This window comes from Arthrobacter sp. HLT1-20 (genome assembly GCF_054510895.1).
In genome coordinates this window covers 21,910-44,746 of sequence record NZ_JBTNDR010000005.1, presented here as the reverse complement: position 1 = coordinate 44,746, position 22,837 = coordinate 21,910, and the positions used below count along the sequence as shown (strand labels likewise).

The following is a 22,837-nucleotide window of genomic DNA, read 5'->3' as shown; positions in this document are numbered from 1 at the left end:
ACGCTATTGCCATGACTTTTAATGAGGGAGCCCGGCTGGACCCGTCGCAGGCCGAAGACCACAGGGGCCGGGCTGGCATGGGGCGTGGTGGCAAGGTGGGGCTGGGACTCGGTGGTGGAATCGTGGTGCTGATTGGCGCGCTGCTGGGCATCAACCCGGAGCTACTCTCAGGCTTGCTGGGCGACACCGGCACACAGCCTGCCATTGAACAAAGCGGTGCTGCCGGTCTGGAGAGCTGCCTTACCGGGCAGGACGCCAATGAGCGCCTGGACTGCCGGATTCTGGGCACGGCCAACTCGCTCAACAGCTTCTGGCCCGGTTACCTGGCCCAGTCCAACGTGAAGTATTCGGTGCCCAAGACAGTGATCTTCAGCAGCAGCGTCAACACCGCCTGCGGTTCGGCCACCTCGGCCGTGGGTCCGTTCTACTGCCCCGGGGACAACAAGGCGTATTTTGATCCGGATTTCTTTGCCCAGCTGGAGGAACAGTTTGGCTCCTCCGGTGGGCCGCTGGCACAAGAGTATGTGGTGGCGCACGAGTTTGGCCACCATGTCCAGAACCTTACCGGCACCATCAACAAGGGAAATCAAGGCGCCACGGGCGCACAATCGGCAGCCGTGCGCACAGAGCTGCAAGCCGATTGCTATGCCGGTGTGTGGATGCGCTACGCCTCGACGCAGCCGGCACCGGGATCCAAGGTGCCGTTCCTCAAAGCACTGACGCAGCAGGACCTCAACGACGCCCTCTCGGCGGCCTCCTCCGTGGGCGACGACAGGATCCAGCAAGCAGCCACAGGGCGTACAAATCCGGAATCCTGGAGCCACGGCTCCAGCGCCCAACGTCAAAAGTGGCTCTACACCGGCTACCAAAGCGCCGACCTGGCCGCCTGCGACACCTTCTCCGTACCCAAGGTGTAGCGGGAAACAAAAACGCAAGTACCGCCGTCGTCCGTTTAAGCAACTGACCCGCAGAAAACGGCGAAAATCACGGTAAAACCGTGTATTTTCGCCGTTTTCTGCGGGTCAGTTGTGGTGGGGACTAGATGTTGAAGCCGAGGGCCCGCATCTGGTCGCGGCCGTCGTCCGTGATCCGTTCGGGACCCCACGGCGGCATCCACACCCAGTTGATGCGCCATTCATCGACGATGGGGCCCAGGGAGGCTTCCACCTGCTCTTCGATGACGTCCTGCAGTGGGCATGCCGCTGTGGTGAGCGTCATGTCCAACAGCAAGGCGCCGTCGTCGCCGTAGTGCAGGCCGTAGAGCAGGCCCAGGTCCACGATGTTGACGCCGAGTTCGGGGTCAATGACGTCCTTGAGTGCTTCCTCGACGTCCTCGAGGTTGGTTTGCCCAGCGGCAACCGCTTCGCTTGTTTCGCTGATGTCAGTCATGATTACCTTCTTGGCGATATGAGAGTGGCGCGGCGGTTAGGCCGATGCCGACTCTGCAACCTGGTAGCGGTCGTAACCTTCTTCTTCCAAACGGTCAGCAAGTTCCGGGCCGCCCTGTTCGGCAATGCTGCCATCAACGAACACGTGCACAAACTGCGGCTTGATGTAGCGCAGGATGCGTGTGTAGTGGGTGATGAGCAAGGTGCCCAGCCCGCCGGCATCGATGGAGCGGTTGACGCCCTCGGAGACAACCTTCAACGCGTCAACGTCCAGGCCGGAGTCCGTCTCATCCAGGATGGCGAATTTGGGCTTGAGCAGTTCCAGCTGGAGGATTTCGTGGCGCTTCTTCTCGCCGCCGGAGAAGCCTTCGTTGACGTTGCGCTCGGCGAACTCGGGCTCGATGCGCAACTGCGCCATGGCAGCCTTGACGTCCTTGGTCCAGGTGCGCAGCTTGGGGGCTTCGCCGTCAATGGCGGTCTTGGCGGTGCGCAGGAAGTTGGTCATGGTGACGCCGGGGATTTCCACCGGGTACTGCATGGCCAGGAACAGGCCGGCGCGGGCACGCTGGTCAACGGTCATCTCCAGGACGTCTTCGCCGTCCAGGGTGATGGAGCCACTGTCCACCGTGTAGCGGGGGTGGCCGGCAATGGTGGCGGCCAGGGTGGACTTGCCGGAGCCGTTGGGGCCCATGATGGCGTGGGTTTCACCGGTGTTGATGGTCAGGCTGACACCCTTGAGGATGGGCTTGACGCCCTGCTCGGTCTCAATGCTGACGTGCAGGTCCTTGATTTCCAGAGTCGACATACTCTATTTTCTCCTAAAAGTGTGTGTGTGCGGGCCGCGGCGCTACTGCGCGCTGACGCCGTTAAGAATGTTGGTGACGTCCACGTAGACGTCGCTGCCATGAATGCTCAGGGCAAAGACGGGCACCGGCTCAAAGGCGGGCAGGGTCAGCGGTTCGCCTGTTGAAAGGTCGAACGAGCTGCCGTGCGCCCAGCATTCAATGGTGCCGTCCTCCACGTCGCCCTCGCTCAAGGAAATCTCTGCATGCGAGCAGGTATCTCCAATGGCGTGAAGTGCTCCGTAGGAGTCCCGCACAATCGCGATGGGGTAATCGTCAACCTCTACCAGCAAGGATGACTTGACCTGGACATCGCTGTCTTGGCAGACAATGACGCCGGCAGGCGTGGAGGAATCACTCACTGTGGTGTCGCCGCCAATTCGCGTTCCACGGCATCGCGCAAACGCTCTTCGAGGGCAGGAACCTTGATGTGCTGGATCACTTCATTGAGGAAGCCACGAACCACCAAACGGCGGGCCACATCTTCTGCAATGCCGCGAGCCTGCAGGTAGAACAACTGCTCGTCGTCAAAACGGCCGGTGGCACTTGCGTGTCCGGCGCCTTCGATCATGCCCGTCTCAATTTCCAGGTTGGGCACCGAGTCGGCACGTGCACCCTGGGTCAGGATGAGGTTGCGGTTCATCTCGTAGGTGTCGGTGCCTTCGGCCTGCTTGCGGATCAGGACATCGCCAATCCACACAGCGTGTGCCCCGTCGCCCTGCAGTGCACCCTTGTAGGTGACGCGGGACTTGCAGTTCTTCGTGGAGTGATCCACAAACAAGCGCTGTTCCAGGTGCTGGCCGGCGTCGGCAAAGTACAAGCCGTACATTTCAACTTCGGCGCCTGTGCCGCTGTAGCGGGCTGCGGGGGTGGTGCGCAGCAGGTTGCCACCGAGGTTGACGACGACGTGCTTAACTTTCGCGTCGCGGCCCACCAGGATGTGCTGGGCGCTGGCGTGCACGGTGTCGTCGTTCCAGTCCTGGATGCTGACAACCGTCAGGTTGGCACCGTCCTCAACCAAAATTTCAATGTTCTCCGAGAGAACTGCACTGCCGCGGTGGTCAAGGACCACAACGCCGGTGGCGAACTTTTTGGCGTGCACCAGAATGTGGGCTGCGGCCGGAGCATCGCCCTGGCCGGTGAGGGTCACGGTGGTGACGTTCTCGGCGTTGCCAACGAATTCTGCGGGCAGCGTGACAACGGTGGCTTCGGCGAAGTTTTCCCATGCGGCAGCTGCCACACGGTCTTCGGGGATGCCGGCCTTGCCGATGCGTGCATCGTCGCGGCCTACCGTCTCCACCGTGACGGCGTCGGGCTTGGAGACTTCCACCACGGGTGCCGGGCCGGAGAGTTCCTGACCCTTGACACCCACACGGTCAAGACCGCGCAGGCGCTTGAGCGGGGTGAAGCGCCATTCCTCTTCACGGCCCGTGATGAGCGGGAAGTCTGCCATCGTATAGGAGGTCAGGCGTCCTGCACGGGAGGAGTCGGGAACGCCAACACCGCCGCCGTGGCTGTCGCCACCGTGGCTGTGGGCCTTGGCCGCACTACCGCCCAGGGGGCCGGTTTCGGGGTTGATCTCGGAAAGCTGTTCGCCTTCCTCATTCATGCCCTTGATGAATCCCTGCGACCAAGTCTTGCCGCCTGTTGTCTTTTCTTCTGTGAGCTCGGTCATTTAACCGACGGCCCCTTCCATCTGCAGTTCGATCAGGCGGTTCAGTTCAAGTGCGTATTCCATGGGGAGTTCCTTGGCGATCGGCTCGATGAAGCCGCGCACAATCATGGCCATGGCCTCGTCCTCGGGCATGCCACGGGACTGCAGGTAGAACAGCTGCTCCTCGCTGACCTTGGACACGGTTGCCTCGTGGCCCATGGAGACATCGTCTTCACGAACGTCAACGTACGGGTACGTGTCCGAGCGGGAGATGTTGTCCACCAGGAGCGCGTCACAGCGCACGGTGTTGGCCGAGTGCGTTGCGCCTTCGCGGATCTGGACCAGGCCGCGGTAGGCCGCGCGTCCGCCACCGCGGGCAACGGACTTGGAGATGATGGAGGATTGCGTGTTCGGCGCAATGTGAACCATCTTCGAGCCGGTGTCCTGGTGCTGGCCTTCGCCGGCGAATGCCACCGACAGGGTCTCACCCTTGGCGTGCTCGCCCACAAGGTAGACGGCCGGGTACTTCATGGTGACCTTGGACCCGATGTTGCCATCGACCCACTCCATGGTGGCACCTTCGTGTGCAATGGCGCGCTTGGTCACCAGGTTGTACACGTTGTTGGACCAGTTCTGGATGGTGGTGTAGCGAACGCGGGCGTTCTTCTTCACAACAATTTCGACGACGGCCGAGTGCAGGGAGTCCGAGGTGTAGATCGGGGCCGTGCAACCTTCAATGTAGTGAACGTAGCTGCCTTCATCGGCGATGATGAGCGTGCGCTCAAACTGGCCCATGTTCTCGGTGTTGATGCGGAAGTAGGCCTGCAGCGGGATGTCCACGTGGACGCCCGGGGGGACGTAGACGAAGGATCCACCGGACCAGACGGCCGTGTTCAGTGAGGCGAACTTGTTGTCGCCCACCGGGATCATGGTGGCGAAGTATTCCTGGAAGATCTCCGGGTATTCGCGCAGACCGGTGTCGGTGTCGGTGAAGATGACACCCTTCTCTTCCAGATCTTCACGGATCTGGTGGTAGACAACCTCAGATTCGTACTGGGCCGTGACGCCACCCACCAAGCGGTTGCGCTCGGCTTCCGGGATGCCCAGCTTCTCGTAGGTGTTGCGGATGTCATCCGGCAACTCTTCCCACGTGGTGGCCTGCTTCTCGGTGGAACGCACAAAGTACTTGATGTTATCGAAGTCAATGCCGGAGAGGTCTGCACCCCAGGTGGGCATGGGCTTGCGGTCGAAGTACTTCAGACCCTTCAGGCGCATGTCCAGCATCCACTGGGGCTCGCCCTTCTTGGCGGAAATGTCGCGGACGACTTCTTCGCTCAGGCCACGCCGTGCGTTCTCGCTGGCCGTGTTTTTGTCGGACCAGCCGAAGGCGTAGTTGCCCAGGCCCTCCAGCTCGGGGTTTCTTTCGAGGATGTCGTGGTTGGTGGCATCTGCCACGTCACCGTTGGCGCTCACATCCTGCGCTAATTGATCCGTCATCACGGCCTTTCTTGCTGATGGTTGGAAATGGAGTTCGGGACGCGTTGGCTTGTTGTGGGCGTGAGCCCCAACTTGCGAACTACTGCGCGTCCCGTGGGTACGTGGGTGGTGCAGACATGTCCGCCACTTGCCATGGTGGAGAGCCTGCGCACATCGACGCCGATCAGTCGGGAAAATACCTGGGTCTCGGCGTCGCAAAATTCGGGAAAGGACGTGGCCAGTTCCTGGATGGGGCAATGGCCCTGGCAGAGCTGCTCGGCAGCCATGGCGGAACCGGCGTTGAGGGAGTTGGAGGTGGCCACAAAACGATCGGCATTCAGCGCCTCGGCAAGTGCCTTGGAGCGGGCCGCAACATCATCACCAGCGGCGTCAACCAATGGCTGGTACTTGGCCTCCATCGTGGCAAAGCGGCGCTGTGCAAACTCAACAATGCCCTCCTCGCCCCGGGTACTGGCAATCTGCTTCAACGCCAGCGTGGCAATCTCCAAGTAGTCATCACCGATTTCGGTCTGGCCACGCCTAGAAACAACGTACCTGCGGGCTGGCCTGCCGGCGCCGGACTTGGCGTTGCTGATGAGCTTGATCTCAATCAGGCCCTCGCGGGTCAGGGTGTCCAAATGTCGTCGCACGGCAGCAGGGGTCAGGCCCAGGAGCGTGCCCAACTGGGCTGCACTGACAGGTCCTTGCTTGAGTACGGCGGTTAAGACGCGGTCTCGGGTACGTTCATCAGGTTCCACGCCGGGCAATGTCCCGGTATCAATTTGCTGACTCATTCACACCTCACACACAATCGAAATAACACACAACATTAGACAAGACAAGTATGCCGTAATTAGCCCGCAGCTTCCACTAAGGTGAGCCTACCCACGCGGCACAGGTGAGGGGCCCGCCGTCGCGCCCTACTACCTCGCGTAGAATGGGCGGGTGCCACAGCCACTCTCACCCGAACCCGCCCTGATCATCGAGGGGCTCATAAAAGACGTTGGTCCCATCACGGCCCTTGACGGCCGGATGAAAAGAATCGTCTCCAATATTAGTCTCCAGGCCCATTTTGGCCAGGTTACTGCGCTGCTGGGAGCCAATGGTGCCGGCAAAACCACCACCATTGAGTGCGCCCAGGGCCTGCAAAGCCGCACCGACGGGTCCGTGTCCCTGCTGGGAACGGACCCCGAGAACGCCGACGCCACGCTGCGCTCACGCGTGGGGGTCATGCTTCAAGACGGCGGACTCCCCCCGTCTGCCCGGCCTCTCGCCCTGCTGCGGCATGTGGCCAGCCTGTACGAGAATCCGTTGAGCGTGGATGCCCTGGTGGACCGCTTGGGGATTGCGGAATTTTCCAACACCACCATCCGGCGGCTCTCCGGCGGCCAAAAGCAGCGCGTCGCCCTGGCCGCGAGCCTGCTGGGAAACCCCGAGGTCCTGTTCCTGGATGAACCCAGCGCGGGACTGGACCCGCAGTCGCGCCTCATGGTCTTTGAGCTGATCCGCGAGCTGCGTGACAGCGGCAAGGCCATCATCCTGACCACGCACCTGCTCGACGACGCCCAGCGACTGGCCGACTACGTCTACATCGTCAACCACGGCGAATCCGTCACGGAGGGCACCGTTGCGCAGTTGCTGAGCCAGTCGACGGCGGCGCAAAAGCACCGCACCATGACGTTTGAGACGGTGCCGGGCCTGGACACAACAAGCCTGCAGCACAGTGGCCTGGTCTGTGCGGAAACCCGCCCGGGCGCCTACAGCCTGTCCGGGTCCTTCACCCCCGCCGACATGGCGGCGTTTGGCCAATGGTGTGCCACCGCGAACGCCATGCCCACCTCGGTGCATCTGGCCTCCCAGTCGCTTGAGGATGTCTTCCTGGCCGTGTCGGCCGCGGCACCAACAGGAGCACCAACAGGAGCGTCAACCGGCACATCAGCCGGCCCTGAATCTTCCCGCGCAGAATCGGAGCTCTCATGAGTACGCCCTCACTCTTCGCCGGCGAGAGGACCACGCGCCCGGCAACGCGTGCGCACCGCGTCATCAGCCAGGGCCGCTATGAGGCAGCCACCATGCTGCGCAACGGTGAACAGCTGGTCCTGATGATCGTCATGCCGCTGCTGGGCCTGATTGCCTTGACCGCCACTCCCCTGCTGGACGGCATGGGGCACAGCCGCGTGGAGATTGCGGTGCCCGGCATTCTTGCCCTGTGCGCCCTGTCCACGGCGTTCACAGGCCAGGGCATTGCCACGGGTTTTGACAGGCGCTACGGCGTGCTGCGGTTCCTGTCCACAACCCCGCTGGGCAAGGGGGGCCTGATTGCCGGCAAGGTCATTGCTGTTCTGGTGGCCTTAGCCATCCAGGTGGTCATCATCTCCACGGTTGCGGCATTCTTGGGCTGGCGCCCGCCGGTTGCCGGCGTGCTGCTGGGGATTCCCCTGCTGATTCTGGGCGCCATCACCTTCACGGCCTTGGGCCTGCTCATTGCTGGCACCGTGCGCCCCGAGGCCACCCTGGCCATCACCAACCTGGGCTGGATCTTGTTCGCGGCACTGGGCGGCATTGTGCTCCCGGCTGCCAAGTTCTCGGCATCGATGGCCGACTTTGTCCAGTGGCTGCCCTCCGGCGCACTGGGAAACTTGATGCGCGGGGCACTCTTGGAGAGCCGGCTCGATATTTTTGCCCTGGTTATCCTGCTGGCCTGGGGGGCACTTTGCTCGCTTGCGGCCGTTAAATGGTTCAAATGGAATTGAAAGATGTGAATGACGTGACACCTCCGCGCACTGCCAAGCGATCCTTTGCCGAGCTCCTGCCCACCAGCATCACCCCGGCCCTGCGGCGCCTCTCGATCGCCTCGCTGGTGGGCCAGGGCGTGCTGATTGTGTCCGGCGGCGTGGTGCGCCTGACCGGTTCGGGCCTGGGCTGCCCCACCTGGCCCAAGTGCACGGCCGAATCCATCACCAACACCCCCGCCATGGGCATTCACGGTGTGATTGAGTTCGGCAACAGGACGCTGACCTTCCTGCTGGCCGCCATCGCCCTGGCCATGCTGGTCATGCTGTGGAACCTGCGCAAGGAACGCAAGGATCTGTTCTGGCTGGCCTTTGGCCTGCTGGCCAGCATCCCGGCCCAGGCGGTCCTGGGCGGCATTACTGTGCTCTCCGGGCTAAATCCCTACGTGGTGAGCCTGCACTTCCTGGTCTCCGCCGCCCTTGTGGTGGTTTCCACGCTGCTGGTCAACCGCACTTATGGGCGCACCGGCATGAGCGCACCGGCCGACGCCGTGCGGCCCAGCCGCCGCATCCGCTCACTGAGCATTGTTGCCGCCGTGTCCACGTACCTCGCCGTCACACTGGGCACTCTTGTCACGGGCGCTGGACCGCACTCCGGCGACTCCACCTCCCCCAGGATCGAGCTTGACGGCTACCTGGTGACCCGCATCCACGTGGTCCCGGTGTACGTTTTGGTGGCTGTGTCGCTTCTGCTGCTGGTCCTGCTGTGGCGCCGCGGCAAGGGCGACATCCTGCGCCACGCCGCCATCCTGTTGTTCGTGGGCGTGCTGCTCCAGGGCTTCATTGGCTACTGGCAGTACTTCACCGGAATCCCGGCGCTGCTGGTTGGCTTCCACATGCTCGGCTCCTCGGTGATGCTCGCAGCGGGCACCAACCTTGTTGACCTGGCCCTGCGGCGCGGCAAGCAAGGCTAGCTTTTCACGCCCTCGGACGACGGCGGCCGGTGACCTTTTTCCACGAAGGTCACCGGCCGCTTTGGCTTGCGCAGGAGGTGTTGGGCTCCTGTCTATCAACGAGCCCCATCAGCCCATCAGCAGAACGATGGCGACAGCTATCGCAAGCAAAATCGCAGCGACTGCCTCAAGCGTCACAGCACTCCTGAGGAGGCGAGCCTTGTGGCCATTTTCCTTGCGAGCTGTGTCAATGATATCGACCAGCACTCGCGCAATCTCTGGCTCCCCTTGGACGGCGGGGGCACTCATGGCACTCTTGGTTGCAACGTCTCGCAGCGATTCAATCGTCACCTCTTGGTACGTTCTAGGGCGTGACGCGACAATCGCAAGTACGGCGGAGCCTACGAATGCTACGAGCGTGAGCCCGAGTACCAACTGGGCAAGGCCCGGGAGATCGTAGCTTGTGGATTTGGTCACGAGCGCCGCCAATCCGAAGATGAGTGTGGCCAAGGCTCCTGATGATGTGATGACCCCAATGGCACGCGTCTCCAAGGAGGACTTGTTGGTGCGTTCTTCAGCGAGCTGATCTTGCACCAACTTCATCACTGCAGCAGCGGCATTGGCGCCCACAGCGGCCATGTCAGTGGTGGGCCCGCGGGCTGGTTCCGGCGTCCTTTTACAGTTCAATCTCTGCCGCCACTTTCGAGGGTGCTGATGACTTTCAGCGTCACTTCCACATCCTCGATTTTGGCGACCCGAACACCCATCTCATCGGCCATGCTGCTGATCGCTGCGGCCTCGTCCGAGAGTTTGAAGGAGGGCATCGTGGCAGCTCCACCCCGAAGGGAGATCAAGAGGAAATTGCCAACATCGATGCCATCCAATTCCCTCAAGGCACTGGCCGAAACTTTAACGACGTCTCCGACCCTCAGCCCAGGAAACGAATCTTGATCTGCCATCGTTCAGCCTTTCCAAGGCGGTGGTGTCGGGGCGCTGGTTCAGTCAGTATCCACCTCAAACGTGGAGCTGGCAAGGTGCGCAATCCCGTGGTTTTTGAAGACTGGAAGTGTGCCCGCGTTGATGGCAGGGGCGCCGGATCGGGTTGGCCGGTAGCCACACACTCGCCTAGGGTGGGAAGTGGACGAAAGGAGCACTTCATGAAGAAAATCCTCATGGTTCTGACCAGCGTTTCCGAGATCGGCAATACAGGAGAGAAGACCGGCTACAACGTGGCCGAGGCCGCACATCCTTGGAAGGTCTTCAAGGATTCCGGGCATTTCGTCGACTTCGCTTCCATCAAGGGCGGCCAGCCCCCGCGCGATGAAGTGGACTTGGGCGATCCCATCCAGGTTGCCTTCACGCAGGACGAGGCCACACGGGCCGGCCTCTACAACACAGCCCGCGTCGACGTCGTTGATCCCGAACAGTACGACGCCGTGTACCTCGTGGGAGGCCACGGCACCATGTGGGACTTCCCGGACAGCGAGGGCTTGGCGAACCTGGTGGCCAGCGTCTACAACGCCGGCGGCTTGGTGGGCGCGGTCTGCCACGGACCGGCCGGCCTGCTGAACGTGAAATTGCCGAATGGGCTCGGCCTCGTCCAGGGCCGCAAAGTGGCTGCCTTCACCAACGACGAGGAGGTTGCGGCAGGAAAGGACAAGGTCATCCCATTCTTCCTGGCAGACCGGCTTGTGGAACAGGGCGCGACACACATCTCCGCCGACGTCTTCGAGGAGCAGGTCGTGGTCGACGGCCGGCTGGTGACCGGGCAAAACCCGGCCTCAGCAGCTGGCGTGGCCAAGGAGATGGAGAAGCTCTTTGCGGAGGTCATCCACCAGGAAAAGGCCGACGAGCAACACGAGGCAGAAGCCCTGCGTGCCGAGCACGACGCCGAGAAAAGCGCCAAGAAAAAGGCCGCCGCAGAGTCGGGGCACTAACACCAACCACGCACCAGGTTGGGACACTCCGCGTAACGGCACCTTTGCACGATCACGAACATTTAATGACGCTGGTGTGTTCTCGAGCCCTGCATCACTCCCGGTACCTATAAAGTGAGCAGTGTCTCTGATAAATATTATGAGAGATGACAACGAAGAGAACGGGAGTTACTGCATGCGCGGAAGCAGTCTTGTATGGACAATCGTAGGTGTTCTCGTAGCCATTGCTTTGGTCATTTGGATCGTTTCAGCGATCTAGAGCACCTCCTCAGAGTAGTCAAGAAGAGCCTCACGTTGGTTGTGGGGCTCTTCGGGAAAGGTCTGGAATGCAAAATAATTAATTGCATTCCGGGCCTTTCTGTTTCTTCCGGGCGCAACCACGGCGCCTGTTGGGACAATGACGGCGAAACATTTAACTCGAATGCTCGGCACCCCGGCTGGGCGGGCATCATGCAGCGGGCCCGTCCCGGCTAAATCAGAATTTCTGACTAACCCGGATCGACGATGCACCGATCTGCACAGAACCTAAAGCGGTTTCTTGGACAACGCCTTATCCGCAGCCGAGGACGTACGTCCCAGCCGAGAATCGAGGGTTACCTGAAGACGTGCGGCTGCTATCTGCGCGCGTTGCGTGATTTCGACACTGAACTTGGGTCGCTGAGCTGTTGAAAGCCCTGCTCCTTTTTCGATACTGGTGGCATCCCCTAGCGGACCACAAATGCTAGGAGGAGGCGTCCTCTTCGATGTCTTTCGGCCCGCTGAGGTCCATCTCCAATAAGGGAACAACCCTTGATTTGGTGACGTGCCGGTGGACCAGCCACAAGCCCAGGAAGATCGGGATCCCGATGTAGGAGGAGAGAATTTCCGGCCCGCGTCCGGCCAGGACAGCCTCGTAGTTTTGCCCGGCCACCACCACAATCAGAACGGCAAAGGCCAGCAACGGTCCGATCGGGAAGAACGACGCCCTGTACGGCAGATCGCTCACCTTGTTGCCTTGAGCGAGGAATCCGCGCCTGAAGCGGTAGTGCGAGAGCGCAATTCCGGCCCACACAATGAAGCCGCACAGCCCGGAGACATTGAGCAGCCAGGCATAGGCGGCACCTTGGCCGACGATGGCGCTCAGGAACCCGAAGAGACCCACTGCGGAGGTGGCCAACAACGCAGCCATGGGTACCCCGCGCGAATTGGTCCGGCCGAAGATCTTCGGGGCCTTGCCGTCATGGGCCATGGCGTAGAGCATCCGGGTTGAGGCGTAGAGGCCGGAGTTGCCTGCTGAGAGGATGGCCGTGAGGATCACGGCATTCATCAAGGCGGCCGCAAAGGCAATGCCCGCCCGTTCAAAGACCAGGGTGAACGGGGAAGCGGCAATGTCTGCTTCCCCTGAGGCCAGCAGGCTCGGGTCGGTGAACGGAATCAAGCAGCCAATGACGAAGATGGCGCCGATGTAGAAGATCATGATGCGCCAAAAAACGGAGCGAATGGCTCGGGGAACCTCACGGCGCGGGTTCTTGGCCTCGCCTGCTGCCACACCCACCAGCTCGGTGCCTTGGAAGGAGAAGCCCGCGATCATGAAGACGGAGATGATGGACACCCAGCCGCCATGGAACACGTCGTCACGGTTTTGCCAGTTGCTGAATCCGGGTGAACTGTCGCCCAGAATGCCAAAGATCATCAGCACACCTGCCACCAGGAACAGCACCACAGCCACCACCTTGATCAGCGACAGCCAGAATTCGCTTTCGCCAAAGGCCTTGGCCGACAGTGCGTTCACCCCCGTGAGCAGGATGAGGAAGACGCCGGCCCAAACCCACCCCGGCACCCCTGGGAACCAGAAGTCCATGATGATGCCCGCGGCGACCAGTTCGGCAGCCACGGTGATGGCCCAGTTGAACCAGTAATTCCAGCCGATGGCGAACCCGAACGACGGCGAAACGAAGCGTGTTGCGTACGTTTGGAACGAGCCGGCCACAGGAATTTTGGCCGACATCTCCCCCAGGGACTGCATGAGCAAGAAGACCATCAGGCCCACCAAGATATAGGCAACCAAGGCCCCGCCGGGGCCGGCTTGGGCAATGGTTCCGCCGGAGGCCACGAAGAGGCCAGTGCCGATGGCGCCACCAATGGCGATCATCTGGAGGTGGCGGCTACTGAGCCCTCGTTTGAGTTCATTCTCCGTCTTGTCCAAGGGAACGCGGGGACGGCTCCCGCCAGAAGGAACCAAGCCCGTTGGCGATTCATCCTTGTCTGCGACAGAAATATTGCTCATTTTTAGCTTCCCGGCTGCTGGTCATTGACGGATCAAGACCGTGCCAGATTCTTGGATCCGGGTCTGCTGGACCCTGAAATGTCGGGCGGAGATTCGCTCTATGAGCTCCTATTTGACGCAACGACACTGACCATTATGACGGGGAATTGTCACAAAGTCAGAATCGGTGCGTGCTGGACGGCACCCGGATCAGTCCGGCCCCGCCCAGCCGGCTACTTCTCGTTGTTCCGGCGGACGATCTCATTGATCCAGATGGGGGCGAACGGCGAGGTGCAGTTTGGCGGCGTTGGGTAGTCCTTGAGCACTTCCAGGCGCTCACCAATGTCGAGGGCCCGTGCCCGGAGCTGGGCATGTTCGATCCCGATCTGGGCCAAGCAAAAGTTCATGGCCCACTGCAGCCGGTCCGGGGCATCCTTCATCTGCGCCTCGATGATGTCCAACAGTCCCGATAGGTCCAGATCGTCCGGTTTTTTCACGACGCGCTCACTGGTCAGCGCCCACCCGGCACTGGCAACAACCTCGTCAGGATCGGCAAACCAGGCAACACGCAATTCCTGCGCATGCGGGCTCTTCTTCACCACGTAGTTCACCAGCCAGTCGTTGACCTTGGGTATCCCGCATTGGCGCATCATGGCATCCAATTCTTCGCGGCCAAAATCCTTCGGCCGGCACGTCAGCAGCGCCACCAACCGCGCGGGGGTGTCGCCAGTCGCCCACAGCTCGCGGGAAAGCTCCTGCTGTGTCTTGAGCCGCTTCGCGATGGCGCGCAGTTTGCCCAGGTTTACGCCGTGGTCATCACCATGCTTCTCGTTCACGGCGCGGACTTTCGGATCCTCCAGCGCAGCCAACTCGGCCAACACCTGGCTGGCCGCGGCACTCATCGTCGTTGCGTGGGCCATCGTGCACTCCTGTCCATCACGGTAGATTCCAGCCTACTCGGAGGGTGCCCACACGCAAGGGCACGGGCGACGCCGGGCGCGTGGCTTTTCTGTTCGGGCCACAGCGGGTCTTCGGCTAGATTCTAAGGAGCTGACGGTCAGCTGGATCACGAGGGGGACAACCCATGACAAGCCCACATCTGAGTGCCTGGCCGCCCGGCGAAGCCACGTACCGGCGTTCGGAAGTCTCGGCCGTGGTGGGAAGCGGTGACGCCCACTGGGAACGTGCGGCAGCGGAGGTGCTGCGCTGGAAAGTGAAGACCGCAAGCGGCTTCTCGGTGGATTCGTCGGACCGGGTTGCGCCCGGTCAGCGGGTGAACGTTACGGCTCGGATGTTCGGGATAAAGGTCCATGAGCCTGTGGAAGTTGTGGCCGTCGTTGAGCAGCCGGACCGGGTGGGGTTCGCCTACAAAACCCTGCCCGGTCACCCGGTCAGCGGCGAGGAAGCGTTTATTGTCCACCGCGACGGCGAGCAAGTACTCCTGACCGTTCGATCGCTCACCCGCGCGGCACCGCAGCAACCGTGGCGTTCCCTGTTTCCGGTCCTCCTGCTCGCACAATTGCTAGTTCGGAAGCGGTACCGGCGCGCCCTGTTGTGAACGGGCCGCAACGGCACAGGGGCCAGGACCGCATGAGTGTGGCCGCTATGCGCCGGACACCAGAAACTCGTTCCGCGTCTCGATGAGCTTCTTCAGGTATCGGTTCAGGATCAGCTTCTCCACCGTTCGCCCCAACGGACCAAAAGGTGCGGCGAATTCGATCCTGTCTACCATGGTGGTCCCGGCAGGCTCTTCGCGAAAGTCATGAACGTGCCTAAAGGACCGGAAGGGACCTTTGACCTGTTCATCAACAAAACGGTTGGGCGCATCCAGCTGGGTGATCCGGGACGTCATACGCAGCGGAATGCCGAAGTGCCAGGCCCGCCAAGTCACCTCCTCCCCCAAGCCAATCAACCCGGATGTCACACCGGCAATGGCGGTTTCCTTGGAATGCGCCATTGACTCCTTGTGCGCATCAATGCTGCGGGAGAGGTTAAACAACTCCGCCCTGTCCATGGTGGTCCGGGTGACACATTCAAAGGAGGCAGTCATGGTGGCAAGTATCCCAGACGCCAGCTGGCAGGATGGCCCTATGACACACGAGGAACCCGCAACGTTGTTGATGCCGTCGGTCCAGCAGGCTGTCGCAGACCACCAGATCCTGCACCAGGTACTCCCCTGCCCTGACGAGCTGTCCGACACAGCATTGTTCTGCGAACACTTCGGCGTTTCGCTGCATCAAGCAGCCAACGCCATCGTCGTGACCTCCCGCAAGGTTGACCCGGCCGTCTACGCCATGTGTGTGGTTTTGGGCACCACCAGGCTGGACGTCAACAAGAAAGTCCGCGAACTCCTTGGTGTCAAACGGGCATCCTTTGCCGACGCCGAACTCACCGCCCAACTCACCGGGATGCAGATTGGCGGGGTGACACCCTTTGGCGCCGCCAGCATCCCCATCTATGTGGACGGTGCAGTACTGGAGCAGGATCAGGTGGTCATGGGCGGCGGGAATCGAACCAGCAAACTCCGCCTAGACCCCAAAGAACTGCGCAAGCTACCCGGCGTCGAGGTTGTCACGGGCTTGGCCGTCGCCAAGGAAGGGCCCCACCCATGATGTTCGGCCAAACACCCGTGCGCCACGTGGGCGTCAACGACTTCAACCCGCCGGACCCGGAGGTTTGGCCCGCCACACTTGCCCCCGTCCAGCAGATCCTGCGCGAGGGACTGGAGCTGGGCCGCGCCACGGTTTTCGTGGGAGAGAACGGCTCCGGCAAGTCAACGCTGGTGGAGGCGATCGCAATGGCCTTTGGCGTCAACCCGGAGGGCGGCTCCACCGGCGCCATGCACCACAGCCGCCCCACTGAGTCGAACCTGCACGCCTACCTCAAACTCACCCGCAACGCCGGCACCAGCAAGTACGGTTACTTCCTGCGTGCCGAGACCATGCACGGATTCTTCACCTACCTGGAGGACAATCCCCGCCAAGGTATCCCTGACATCAGTTTCCACACCATGTCTCACGGCGAATCGTTCCTGCAGCTCATCGTGGACAGGTTCCGCGGCGGTGGTCTCTGGATCCTTGACGAGCCCGAATCCGCCCTCTCCTTCTCCGGCGCCCTGTCACTGTTGAGCGTGCTGACGCAGCTGATGGACGACGGCGACTCCCAAGTGATCCTCTCCACCCACTCGCCGATGTTGGCATCCCTGCCGGGGGCTGCCATCTATGAGGTGGGCGACTGGGGCTTGCGGCGCAACAACTGGGAAGACCTTGAGCTGGTGCGCAATTGGCGTTCCTTCATGGCGGCACCCCAACGGTTCCTGAAGTACATCTAGCCCAGCGGTCCGCAGTACGCTCAGTCGCTGAGTTTAGCCTCGGCGGCCAGTTCGGCCTTGGTGGGCGGGCGTCCGCTGGAGAGATCCTGGGGCAGATCCCCCGGCAGCATGTTCGGCATCCGGCCAGCCGGAACGATGGCCAGCATGGCGATGGCCGCCAATCCCAGGATGGAAATCTTCAGGGCCTGCAGGCGGGCGTCCTCGTTGACTTTCACGGCCGCATCCACCTGGGCCGGAGTTGCCGTGGTGGTGCCCAGGAAATCCTTGAGCTGGCCGTTGGTCACAAAATTCACACTGTCCAGCGGAATCTGCTTTTGCAGCTCGGCCGGGATTTCATCGTGGGCGCTCATGCCCGCCGTAACACTCACGGTCAGGATCGAGACGGCGAAAACACTCGCCACGGCGATGCCCACCGAGCCGGAGATGTTGTGGACTAGACCGCGCCAGGCACCCACATCACCGGCAAGCCGCTTGGGGGATGCCGACAGCAAGGTGTTGAACACTAGGGCCACAATGGCGCCCTGGCCCAGGCCGAGGGTGATCAGGCCCAACACCACAAAGATCTGGCCCCAGCTGTTGCTGATGGTGAAGGCCAGCAGGATGAGCCCCAGCGACACCACAATGAAGCCCAGGCGCGCCAGTTTCCGTGGCGTGAACCTGTCGTAGAACTGGGCCACCATGGAGCTGGCCACAAAGATGGAGAGCGTGTAGGGAATGATGGAGATGGATGTTTCGAAGCTTGTTCGGCCCTGCACAATCTGAATGTACAGGGGAATCAGGAAGTTCGCGGCAGTGCCCACAAACAGCATGGCAGCCATGCAAAAGGTGGTGGCCTTCTCCTGCCCCGACTTCAACACGTCCAGGTCAAAGATCTGCGGCCGTCCCAGCGACTTTTGCTTGCGCAGCCACAGGAAGAACGCTTGGCCGCCAATCACGCCCAGCACAATGAGCACCAGCGCCGGGGACAGGCCCAGCACATTGAACGGTGCGGCCTCCGTGGCCATCACCACGCCCCAGGAGTTCATGCCGCTGAAGCCAAAGCTCAGGAAGATGATGGACACGGCGGCAACCATGGCCCCCACCCAGTCGATGGCAACATCTGGCATGGGGGCAATGTTCTTGAGCTTGAAACTCAAGGCAAAGTTCACTATGGCCAAAAGGACAATGAGCCCAAAGGAGTAACGCCAGCCAATGGTTGAGGCGAAGGAGCCGGCAATCAGCAATGCCAGCACACCGGCAGCCGGAATAGCCGCCGCAAGGAAACCAATGGACTTGGCCTGCTGCTCCCCCTTGAAGTTGGCCGCAATGAAGACCACCAGGGCCGGTGCAATCAAGGCGATCACGGCTCCTGAGAGGGCCTGGGCAACAAAGAGCATGACCGGGCTGACGCTCAGTGCCACGGCGGCCATGGCCAGCCCGTGGATGGCCACGGCGATCTGGAAGACCTTGCGGGAACCAAACTTGGCCCCCACTTTGGCGCCGAGCAGGATGAACGCTGCCATGGCAAACGTGCCGGCCGTGATGGCCGTGCCGATGTTGGTTGCGGGCGTGTTCAAGTCAGTGGTGATGCCCTGCATGGAAACTGTCAGCGCGTTGACCGCGAAGGACGCCTGAATTTGGGTCAAAACCACCACAATAAGTGGCAGCCACGACGCGTTCGCAACGGCCACAGCGGCCCCCGCCGGTACTTGACGACTGGACATCGACAGGCCTTTCTCTCCTCCGGATACGGCCAAGCGCCAGATCCGACCCGGCCTCAGCCGGGATATGTGGTCTTCAGTCTAAGCAGGCAGACGCAATTTCGGTAGAAGAATTCGGCCTTGCCGTAATACGACACCCAGCACAGACTTTTTAGCCGTCGTAGGCTGCCTGCAACGCGGCAATGTCCAGCTTTTGCATGCCCAGCATGGCCGCCATGGCGCGCTGGGAGCCGGCCGGGTCGGGGCCGTTAAGGACGCCCGTCAGCATGGCGGGTATGAGCTGCCAGGACACCCCAAATTTGTCCTTGAGCCAGCCGCACTGGCTTTCCTCGCCGCCGTCGGCCGTCAGGGCAGCCCACTGGGCATCAAGATCGGCCTGCGTATCAAAGAACAGCTCAAAGGAGATGGCCTCGGTGAAGGTGTACATGGGTCCGCCGTTGAGGCCGCGGAAACTGCGTCCATCCAGCTCGAAGGCGACAGTCAAGGCAGTACCGGGCTCACCCGGCCCGCCCTCGCCCCAGCGCGCCACATCCGTGATGCGGGAGTTGGGGAACAAGCCCACATAGAAATTTGCTGCTTCTTCCGCCTGGCCGTCAAACCACAAACACGTGCCAATTCCTGCCACAGCCACCACATCCATCGCTCGGGGAAAGGACCGGACAACTGTCACGGCCTGTGGCTGAGCCTAGAGCGGCGGGCCCCCGGCAGCAATAGTTACTTTCCGGTAGCTTGTGCCGTCTCGTTTTTTAGGGTCGACGGCGGGACGTGGCCTTCACGGCGTCGGCCATCACCAGCCAGAGGACCAGCCACAGGCAAAACGCCGTCCCGCCGAAGACGACGGCAAGGGTGGGCGGAAGGATTCCTGCCACCCACTGCCTAGATGTCAAGGAAATGGCGCCTGCCAGAAAGAGCAGAGCACCGCCCCCGCCCAGGAGGACGTTCAGCAATCGCAGCAGCCAGATCCGCATGCGGCCTCCTGGGTCATAAGTGGTGGGAATGTCCTCAATTGTGCCCGCACTTTAGGCACGGCCATACCTACCAAGTTTACGACTAAACTTCCATGAGTGACTCAAACGCAGACCCGCCCCAGTTCAAAGACACTTTTTTACACGATCTCCGCGGACATTGTCCTGGTGCTGATCTTTGCCCTGTCCGGGCGCAGCTCACACAGCGAAAGCCTGTCCGTGGCCGGCGTACTGGAAACGGCGTGGCCATTTCTCGCGGCACTGGCCGTGGGCTGGCTGGTCTGCCGCACGTGGGCGCAGCCGCTGCGCGCATGGCCCCATGGTGTCTGCCTGTGGCTCATCACCGTGACCGGCGGAATGGCCCTGCGCATCCTCTCCGGCTCCACCGCGGCGGTGCCGTTTGTGGTGGTGGCAACAGTTGTTTTGGCCGTGTTCCTGCTGGGTCACAGGCTCATTGCAACACGTGTGACTCGTGGCACCAAAAGCCCATAATTAGCGAATCCCCTGCGTTACGATGGGGGCAACGATCTGCGCTTTTATGACACCGCGCAGCAGATTTCCACCTGTTTACGCCACACGACAAGGACCCCGCCTGTGATCACCGCTTTTGTCTTGATCAAGACTGATGCCTCCCGGATCCCCGAAGCCGCCCAAGAGATTTCCGAGCTTGCCGGAATCAGTGAGGTTTACTCGGTGACAGGCGAATGGGATTTGATTGCCATTGCGCGTGTGCAAAAGCACGAGGAACTGGCGGATGTGATCGCCGACAAGCTCTCCAAGGTGAAGTCGATCGTCTCCACCACCACCCAGATTTCCTTCCGCGCTTATTCGCAAACAGATTTGGATGCAGCGTTCTCCCTCGGCTTCGACCACTGAGCCGGACGGATGCGCCTCGAGATAGCTGTCCAGGATGTCCCCGGAGCGCAACTGGCCGCGGCGCATGGTGCCGACCGGATTGAGCTGTGCTGTGCCTTGCAACTGGGCGGGCTCACACCGTCCCAGGGGCTGCTGAAAAGCGTACGCAACGCCGAGCCGGAGCTGCCCATTCATGCCCTCGTGCGGCCACGCCCGGGAGACTACATGTACGACGCCGCTACCGTTGCCCTCATGGTCGAGGAAATCAAGGCCCTGCGCGACGCCGGCGCCACAGGTGTTGTCATTGGCGCCATGACCGCGGCGGACACCATTGACTACGCCACTGTTGAGACGCTGATTGCCGCCGCGGCGGGCCTGCACATCACCTTTCACCGGGCGGTGGACCACCTACAGCTGCCCGACGCCGCAACTGCCGTTCCACGGTTAGCCGACCTTGGGGTGCAACGCATCTTGAGCTCGGGCGGCGCCGCGAGTGCTGGCGAGGGCCTGGCCCAGCTGCAAGCCATGCATGAGGCGGCCCAGGGCCGGTTGGACGTCATGGCGGGCGGCGGCGTGGGCATTGGCGACTTCGCCGCCTTCCACGCTGCGGGCCTGCGCGACGTGCACCTCTCAGCCAAGCGCGTGATGACCGAAGTCCTGCCAGGCCCCATCACGGCCGCCGCCCAGGCAGAGGACCACAGCTACTTTGCCACCGACGCCGGGTTGGTCCAAGCGGCTGCGCGCGCAGCTGCCGCCTTGAACTAGGCCGGTCAGCGTTAAACACGTGAAGGGCCCGGGTGGGCCCTTCACGTGTTTAACCCGCTATTCGGCAGAACCCTCGGCGGACAGCGCAACCCAGTTCTTCAGGACGTTGGCGGCCGCACCGCCGTCAATGGCAGCCTCGGCCCGGGCTGCGGCAAAGTGCATGCGCTCCACCAGGGTGCCAGAGGCTGACTGGTCGTAGGCCACAAGACCTGCCGCCGCGTTGAGGACCACGGCATCGCGGACAGGTGTTCGCTCACCATCGAGGATCCGGCGCACCACGGAGGCGTTGAACGCCGCGTCCGCACCGCGCAGGTCCTCGATGGTGGCCCTGGGGATACCAATGTCCAGGGGGTCAAAGGGCAGCTGGGTGACTTCAGTGTCCCTGACCTCCCAGACTGTGGAGGTGCCCGTCGTCGTAAGTTCATCCAGGCCGTCACTGCCCCTGAACACGAGGGCACGAACATTGCGGGCGGCCAGGACCCCGGCCACCAGGGGGGCAAGGCGGGCGTCGGCAACACCAATGGCGGATGCGTTCACGCGCGCCGGATTGGTCAGCGGACCCAGCAGATTGAACGCCGTGGGCACACCCAACTGGCGCCGGGCAACAGCCGCGTGGCGCATGGACGGGTGGAAGAAATTGGCAAAGCAAAAGGTGATGCCCACCTCGCTGGCCGCGCGCGTCACCAGCTCCAAGGACAGGTCAAGACGCACGCCCAGGCTCTCCAGGACGTCTGCCGAGCCGGCCGCGGAGGAGGACGCCCGGTTGCCGTGCTTGACCACCGTGGCGCCGGCACCGGCACACACCAGGGCCGCCATGGTGGAGATGTTGACGGTGTTGAGCCTGTCCCCGCCGGTGCCAACAATGTCCAGGGCATCCTTGGAAACGTGCATGGGCCGGGCATTGGCCAGCATGGCCTCCACCAGGCCGGTCACCTCGGCGACGGTTTCACCCTTGGCACGCAGCGCCACCAGGAACCCGGCAATCTGCACATCGGTGGCGTTTCCGGCCATGATGGTGTTCATTGCCCACTGTGTTGCATCCTGGCTGAGGTCTTCCTTGGCTATCAAGGCGGCAATGAGATTGGGCCAGGTGCGGGTGTCGGCAACTGCGTTGGGGAGAGGATTCACTCTCCAGATGTTAGTGGAAATCAGCCACCGCCCAAGGATTGTGACCATTGACACGCGCATCGTGTTGTGCATAGCCATCTGGGATTAAGCTGTGAATCCGCCGGAATTTCGCAAGTTTGTAGAAAAAGATCTGCCAAACGGCATTTTGCATTGGGAACTCTGGAGTTTTATAGACATAATGTCTATGTGACAACTGCGACCCATGCCCCCAGTACCCCGGCGCATCCGACGCTGAATCGACCGAACATGGTTTCTGTAGGAACCGTAGTTTGGTTGTCCAGTGAGCTGATGTTCTTTGCCGGCCTTTTTGCCATGTACTTCACGCTCCGTTCCACCACTGGTGGGATGTGGGCTGAAGAAACGGCCAAGCTGAACTTCCCGTTCGCCTTGGTGAACACCATCATCCTGGTTTCCAGCTCATTCAGCTGCCAGATGGGTGTGTTTGCCGCGGAGAACCTTCGGCCTCGCCGCACCGGAAGCCTCTTCCAGTTCTCCAAGTGGGGAATGACGGAGTGGTTCCTGTTGACCTTCGTACTCGGCGCCATCTTCGTTGCCGGTCAAGCGACCGAATACGCCATGCTGACGTCCGAGCACGTGACACTGAACTCCAACCCCTATGGCTCAGCCTTCTACATGACAACAGGTTTCCACGGCCTGCACGTCCTTGGCGGACTCATTGCATTCCTACTCATCATTGGCCGCGCCTATGCTGCAAAGAAGTTTGGACACTTCGAAGCGACCAGCGCGATCGTCACTTCTTACTACTGGCACTTCGTGGATGTCGTGTGGATTGGCCTCTTCTTGGTCATCTACGTCCTGAAGTAAGCTGCCAACAGCTTTCTTCTATACAAAGTAAGACCAAGCAT

Annotated in this window: 27 protein-coding genes; 12 read left to right on the top strand and 15 right to left on the bottom strand. The window is 61.6% G+C overall.

What is annotated here, in order from left to right:
- Positions 1-11: 11 nt before the first annotated feature.
- A complete protein-coding gene (gene ypfJ / locus ACX80Q_RS04465; RefSeq protein ID WP_459329320.1) occupies positions 12-917 on the top strand; it encodes a KPN_02809 family neutral zinc metallopeptidase in 906 nt (301 codons plus the stop codon).
- A 121-nt stretch (positions 918-1,038) separates the two neighbouring features.
- Here ypfJ and ACX80Q_RS04460 read toward each other — a convergent pair whose 3' ends face one another.
- From ACX80Q_RS04460 to ACX80Q_RS04435, 6 genes are read right to left on the bottom strand one after another with little or no spacing between them, the layout of a single operon-like run.
- Positions 1,039-1,389, bottom strand: a complete 351-nt coding sequence (locus ACX80Q_RS04460) for a metal-sulfur cluster assembly factor (RefSeq protein WP_459329319.1) — start codon at positions 1,387-1,389, stop codon at positions 1,039-1,041.
- A gap of 36 nt (positions 1,390-1,425) precedes the next feature.
- Positions 1,426-2,193 (bottom strand): Fe-S cluster assembly ATPase SufC, encoded by a 768-nt coding sequence (sufC, locus tag ACX80Q_RS04455; RefSeq protein ID WP_459329318.1) that lies wholly within the window; start codon positions 2,191-2,193, stop codon positions 1,426-1,428.
- A gap of 42 nt (positions 2,194-2,235) precedes the next feature.
- Positions 2,236-2,592: a non-heme iron oxygenase ferredoxin subunit gene (locus ACX80Q_RS04450; protein ID WP_459329317.1), complete on the bottom strand. Its 357-nt coding sequence runs from the start codon at positions 2,590-2,592 to the stop codon at positions 2,236-2,238.
- A complete protein-coding gene (gene sufD / locus ACX80Q_RS04445; protein WP_459329316.1) occupies positions 2,589-3,905 on the bottom strand; it encodes a Fe-S cluster assembly protein SufD in 1,317 nt (438 codons plus the stop codon). The genes ACX80Q_RS04450 and sufD overlap by 4 nt, the downstream gene beginning before the upstream one ends.
- Positions 3,906-5,381 (bottom strand): Fe-S cluster assembly protein SufB, encoded by a 1,476-nt coding sequence (sufB, locus tag ACX80Q_RS04440; protein WP_459329315.1) that lies wholly within the window; start codon positions 5,379-5,381, stop codon positions 3,906-3,908.
- Positions 5,381-6,154 (bottom strand): helix-turn-helix transcriptional regulator, encoded by a 774-nt coding sequence (locus ACX80Q_RS04435; RefSeq protein WP_459329314.1) that lies wholly within the window; start codon positions 6,152-6,154, stop codon positions 5,381-5,383. The genes sufB and ACX80Q_RS04435 overlap by 1 nt, the downstream gene beginning before the upstream one ends.
- A gap of 151 nt (positions 6,155-6,305) precedes the next feature.
- Between ACX80Q_RS04435 and ACX80Q_RS04430 the strand changes: the two genes are divergently transcribed.
- Genes ACX80Q_RS04430 through ACX80Q_RS04420 form a run of 3 tightly spaced genes read left to right on the top strand, consistent with a single transcriptional unit; the run spans position 6,306 to position 9,066 of the window.
- Positions 6,306-7,340, top strand: coding sequence for an ABC transporter ATP-binding protein (locus ACX80Q_RS04430; RefSeq protein WP_459329313.1), 1,035 nt, complete (start codon positions 6,306-6,308; stop codon positions 7,338-7,340).
- The gene (locus ACX80Q_RS04425) at positions 7,337-8,113 is read left to right on the top strand and encodes an ABC transporter permease (protein WP_459329312.1); all 777 of its coding nucleotides are present in this window, start codon (positions 7,337-7,339) and stop codon (positions 8,111-8,113) included. Before ACX80Q_RS04430 ends, ACX80Q_RS04425 begins: the two co-directional genes overlap by 4 nt.
- Positions 8,104-9,066 carry a COX15/CtaA family protein gene (locus ACX80Q_RS04420; RefSeq protein WP_459329311.1) on the top strand — a complete coding sequence of 321 codons (963 nt, stop codon included), beginning with the start codon at positions 8,104-8,106 and terminating at the stop codon, positions 9,064-9,066. The genes ACX80Q_RS04425 and ACX80Q_RS04420 overlap by 10 nt, the downstream gene beginning before the upstream one ends.
- A 108-nt stretch (positions 9,067-9,174) precedes the next feature.
- On the opposite strand, the gene ACX80Q_RS04415 is transcribed toward ACX80Q_RS04420, so the two are convergent.
- The gene (locus ACX80Q_RS04415) at positions 9,175-9,684 is read right to left on the bottom strand and encodes a hypothetical protein (protein WP_459329310.1); all 510 of its coding nucleotides are present in this window, start codon (positions 9,682-9,684) and stop codon (positions 9,175-9,177) included.
- Between the two features lie 44 nt (positions 9,685-9,728).
- Entirely contained in the window at positions 9,729-10,004 is a 276-nt protein-coding gene (locus tag ACX80Q_RS04410; RefSeq protein WP_459329309.1) for a hypothetical protein, read from the bottom strand.
- Positions 10,005-10,202: 198 nt separating this feature from the next.
- Here ACX80Q_RS04410 and ACX80Q_RS04405 point away from each other — a divergent pair, with 198 nt between their 5' ends.
- Positions 10,203-10,982, top strand: coding sequence for a type 1 glutamine amidotransferase domain-containing protein (locus ACX80Q_RS04405; protein ID WP_459329308.1), 780 nt, complete (start codon positions 10,203-10,205; stop codon positions 10,980-10,982).
- Between the two features lie 721 nt (positions 10,983-11,703).
- On the opposite strand, the gene ACX80Q_RS04400 is transcribed toward ACX80Q_RS04405, so the two are convergent.
- The gene (locus tag ACX80Q_RS04400; protein ID WP_459329307.1) at positions 11,704-13,248 is read right to left on the bottom strand and encodes an amino acid permease; all 1,545 of its coding nucleotides are present in this window, start codon (positions 13,246-13,248) and stop codon (positions 11,704-11,706) included.
- A 212-nt stretch (positions 13,249-13,460) separates the two neighbouring features.
- Positions 13,461-14,147: a DNA alkylation repair protein gene (locus tag ACX80Q_RS04395; RefSeq protein ID WP_459329306.1), complete on the bottom strand. Its 687-nt coding sequence runs from the start codon at positions 14,145-14,147 to the stop codon at positions 13,461-13,463.
- Between the two features lie 164 nt (positions 14,148-14,311).
- On the opposite strand from ACX80Q_RS04395, the gene ACX80Q_RS04390 reads away from it, so the two are divergent.
- Positions 14,312-14,785, top strand: coding sequence for a DUF1990 family protein (locus ACX80Q_RS04390; RefSeq protein WP_459329305.1), 474 nt, complete (start codon positions 14,312-14,314; stop codon positions 14,783-14,785).
- 45 nt (positions 14,786-14,830) lie between these two features.
- Here ACX80Q_RS04390 and ACX80Q_RS04385 read toward each other — a convergent pair whose 3' ends face one another.
- A complete protein-coding gene (locus ACX80Q_RS04385; RefSeq protein ID WP_459329304.1) occupies positions 14,831-15,277 on the bottom strand; it encodes an SRPBCC family protein in 447 nt (148 codons plus the stop codon).
- 40 nt (positions 15,278-15,317) lie between these two features.
- Here ACX80Q_RS04385 and ACX80Q_RS04380 point away from each other — a divergent pair, with 40 nt between their 5' ends.
- Positions 15,318-15,839, top strand: a complete 522-nt coding sequence (locus ACX80Q_RS04380) for a YbaK/EbsC family protein (protein WP_459329303.1) — start codon at positions 15,318-15,320, stop codon at positions 15,837-15,839.
- On the top strand, positions 15,836-16,558 hold the full coding sequence (locus tag ACX80Q_RS04375; RefSeq protein ID WP_459329302.1) for an AAA family ATPase: 723 nt from the start codon (positions 15,836-15,838) through the stop codon (positions 16,556-16,558). Before ACX80Q_RS04380 ends, ACX80Q_RS04375 begins: the two co-directional genes overlap by 4 nt.
- Before the next feature lie 20 nt (positions 16,559-16,578).
- Here the strand turns inward: ACX80Q_RS04375 and ACX80Q_RS04370 are convergent, their stop codons facing one another.
- From ACX80Q_RS04370 to ACX80Q_RS04360, 3 genes are all read right to left on the bottom strand, one after another.
- On the bottom strand, positions 16,579-18,261 hold the full coding sequence (locus tag ACX80Q_RS04370) for an MFS transporter (RefSeq protein ID WP_459329301.1): 1,683 nt from the start codon (positions 18,259-18,261) through the stop codon (positions 16,579-16,581).
- A gap of 148 nt (positions 18,262-18,409) precedes the next feature.
- Positions 18,410-18,898: a VOC family protein gene (locus ACX80Q_RS04365; RefSeq protein ID WP_459329427.1), complete on the bottom strand. Its 489-nt coding sequence runs from the start codon at positions 18,896-18,898 to the stop codon at positions 18,410-18,412.
- Between the two features lie 106 nt (positions 18,899-19,004).
- A complete protein-coding gene (locus ACX80Q_RS04360; RefSeq protein WP_459329300.1) occupies positions 19,005-19,226 on the bottom strand; it encodes a hypothetical protein in 222 nt (73 codons plus the stop codon).
- A 96-nt stretch (positions 19,227-19,322) separates the two neighbouring features.
- On the opposite strand from ACX80Q_RS04360, the gene ACX80Q_RS04355 reads away from it, so the two are divergent.
- The 3 genes from ACX80Q_RS04355 to ACX80Q_RS04345 all read left to right on the top strand — a co-directional run bounded on the left by ACX80Q_RS04355 (position 19,323) and on the right by ACX80Q_RS04345 (position 20,843).
- A complete protein-coding gene (locus ACX80Q_RS04355; RefSeq protein WP_459329299.1) occupies positions 19,323-19,715 on the top strand; it encodes a DUF3054 domain-containing protein in 393 nt (130 codons plus the stop codon).
- 102 nt (positions 19,716-19,817) lie between these two features.
- Positions 19,818-20,099, top strand: a complete 282-nt coding sequence (locus tag ACX80Q_RS04350; protein WP_103465756.1) for an Lrp/AsnC family transcriptional regulator — start codon at positions 19,818-19,820, stop codon at positions 20,097-20,099.
- Positions 20,100-20,108: 9 nt separating this feature from the next.
- A complete protein-coding gene (locus ACX80Q_RS04345) occupies positions 20,109-20,843 on the top strand; it encodes a copper homeostasis protein CutC (RefSeq protein ID WP_459329298.1) in 735 nt (244 codons plus the stop codon).
- Positions 20,844-20,900: 57 nt separating this feature from the next.
- On the opposite strand, the gene trpD is transcribed toward ACX80Q_RS04345, so the two are convergent.
- Entirely contained in the window at positions 20,901-21,971 is a 1,071-nt protein-coding gene (gene trpD / locus ACX80Q_RS04340) for an anthranilate phosphoribosyltransferase (protein WP_459329297.1), read from the bottom strand.
- Between the two features lie 186 nt (positions 21,972-22,157).
- Between trpD and ctaE the strand changes: the two genes are divergently transcribed.
- Complete coding sequence (gene ctaE / locus ACX80Q_RS04335; protein WP_459329296.1) at positions 22,158-22,796, top strand: aa3-type cytochrome oxidase subunit III; 639 nt, start codon at positions 22,158-22,160, stop codon at positions 22,794-22,796.
- Positions 22,797-22,837: the final 41 nt, after the last annotated feature.

What these genes read in the sequence shown, in the direction of transcription:
- ypfJ (WP_459329320.1), top strand. Translation starts at nt 12, where the DNA reads ATGACTTTTAATGAGGGAGCCCGGCTGGACCCGTCGCAGGCCGAAGAC.
- ACX80Q_RS04460 (WP_459329319.1), bottom strand. Translation starts at nt 1,389, where the DNA reads ATGACTGACATCAGCGAAACAAGCGAAGCGGTTGCCGCTGGGCAAACC.
- sufC (WP_459329318.1), bottom strand. Translation starts at nt 2,193, where the DNA reads ATGTCGACTCTGGAAATCAAGGACCTGCACGTCAGCATTGAGACCGAG.
- sufD (WP_459329316.1), bottom strand. Translation starts at nt 3,905, where the DNA reads ATGACCGAGCTCACAGAAGAAAAGACAACAGGCGGCAAGACTTGGTCG.
- sufB (WP_459329315.1), bottom strand. Translation starts at nt 5,381, where the DNA reads ATGACGGATCAATTAGCGCAGGATGTGAGCGCCAACGGTGACGTGGCA.
- ACX80Q_RS04435 (WP_459329314.1), bottom strand. Translation starts at nt 6,154, where the DNA reads ATGAGTCAGCAAATTGATACCGGGACATTGCCCGGCGTGGAACCTGAT.
- ACX80Q_RS04425 (WP_459329312.1), top strand. Translation starts at nt 7,337, where the DNA reads ATGAGTACGCCCTCACTCTTCGCCGGCGAGAGGACCACGCGCCCGGCA.
- ACX80Q_RS04420 (WP_459329311.1), top strand. Translation starts at nt 8,104, where the DNA reads ATGGAATTGAAAGATGTGAATGACGTGACACCTCCGCGCACTGCCAAG.
- ACX80Q_RS04415 (WP_459329310.1), bottom strand. Translation starts at nt 9,684, where the DNA reads ATGGCCGCTGTGGGCGCCAATGCCGCTGCTGCAGTGATGAAGTTGGTG.
- ACX80Q_RS04410 (WP_459329309.1), bottom strand. Translation starts at nt 10,004, where the DNA reads ATGGCAGATCAAGATTCGTTTCCTGGGCTGAGGGTCGGAGACGTCGTT.
- ACX80Q_RS04405 (WP_459329308.1), top strand. Translation starts at nt 10,203, where the DNA reads ATGAAGAAAATCCTCATGGTTCTGACCAGCGTTTCCGAGATCGGCAAT.
- ACX80Q_RS04400 (WP_459329307.1), bottom strand. Translation starts at nt 13,248, where the DNA reads ATGAGCAATATTTCTGTCGCAGACAAGGATGAATCGCCAACGGGCTTG.
- ACX80Q_RS04395 (WP_459329306.1), bottom strand. Translation starts at nt 14,147, where the DNA reads ATGGCCCACGCAACGACGATGAGTGCCGCGGCCAGCCAGGTGTTGGCC.
- ACX80Q_RS04390 (WP_459329305.1), top strand. Translation starts at nt 14,312, where the DNA reads ATGACAAGCCCACATCTGAGTGCCTGGCCGCCCGGCGAAGCCACGTAC.
- ACX80Q_RS04385 (WP_459329304.1), bottom strand. Translation starts at nt 15,277, where the DNA reads ATGACTGCCTCCTTTGAATGTGTCACCCGGACCACCATGGACAGGGCG.
- ACX80Q_RS04380 (WP_459329303.1), top strand. Translation starts at nt 15,318, where the DNA reads ATGACACACGAGGAACCCGCAACGTTGTTGATGCCGTCGGTCCAGCAG.
- ACX80Q_RS04375 (WP_459329302.1), top strand. Translation starts at nt 15,836, where the DNA reads ATGATGTTCGGCCAAACACCCGTGCGCCACGTGGGCGTCAACGACTTC.
- ACX80Q_RS04370 (WP_459329301.1), bottom strand. Translation starts at nt 18,261, where the DNA reads ATGTCCAGTCGTCAAGTACCGGCGGGGGCCGCTGTGGCCGTTGCGAAC.
- ACX80Q_RS04365 (WP_459329427.1), bottom strand. Translation starts at nt 18,898, where the DNA reads ATGGATGTGGTGGCTGTGGCAGGAATTGGCACGTGTTTGTGGTTTGAC.
- ACX80Q_RS04360 (WP_459329300.1), bottom strand. Translation starts at nt 19,226, where the DNA reads ATGCGGATCTGGCTGCTGCGATTGCTGAACGTCCTCCTGGGCGGGGGC.
- ACX80Q_RS04345 (WP_459329298.1), top strand. Translation starts at nt 20,109, where the DNA reads ATGCGCCTCGAGATAGCTGTCCAGGATGTCCCCGGAGCGCAACTGGCC.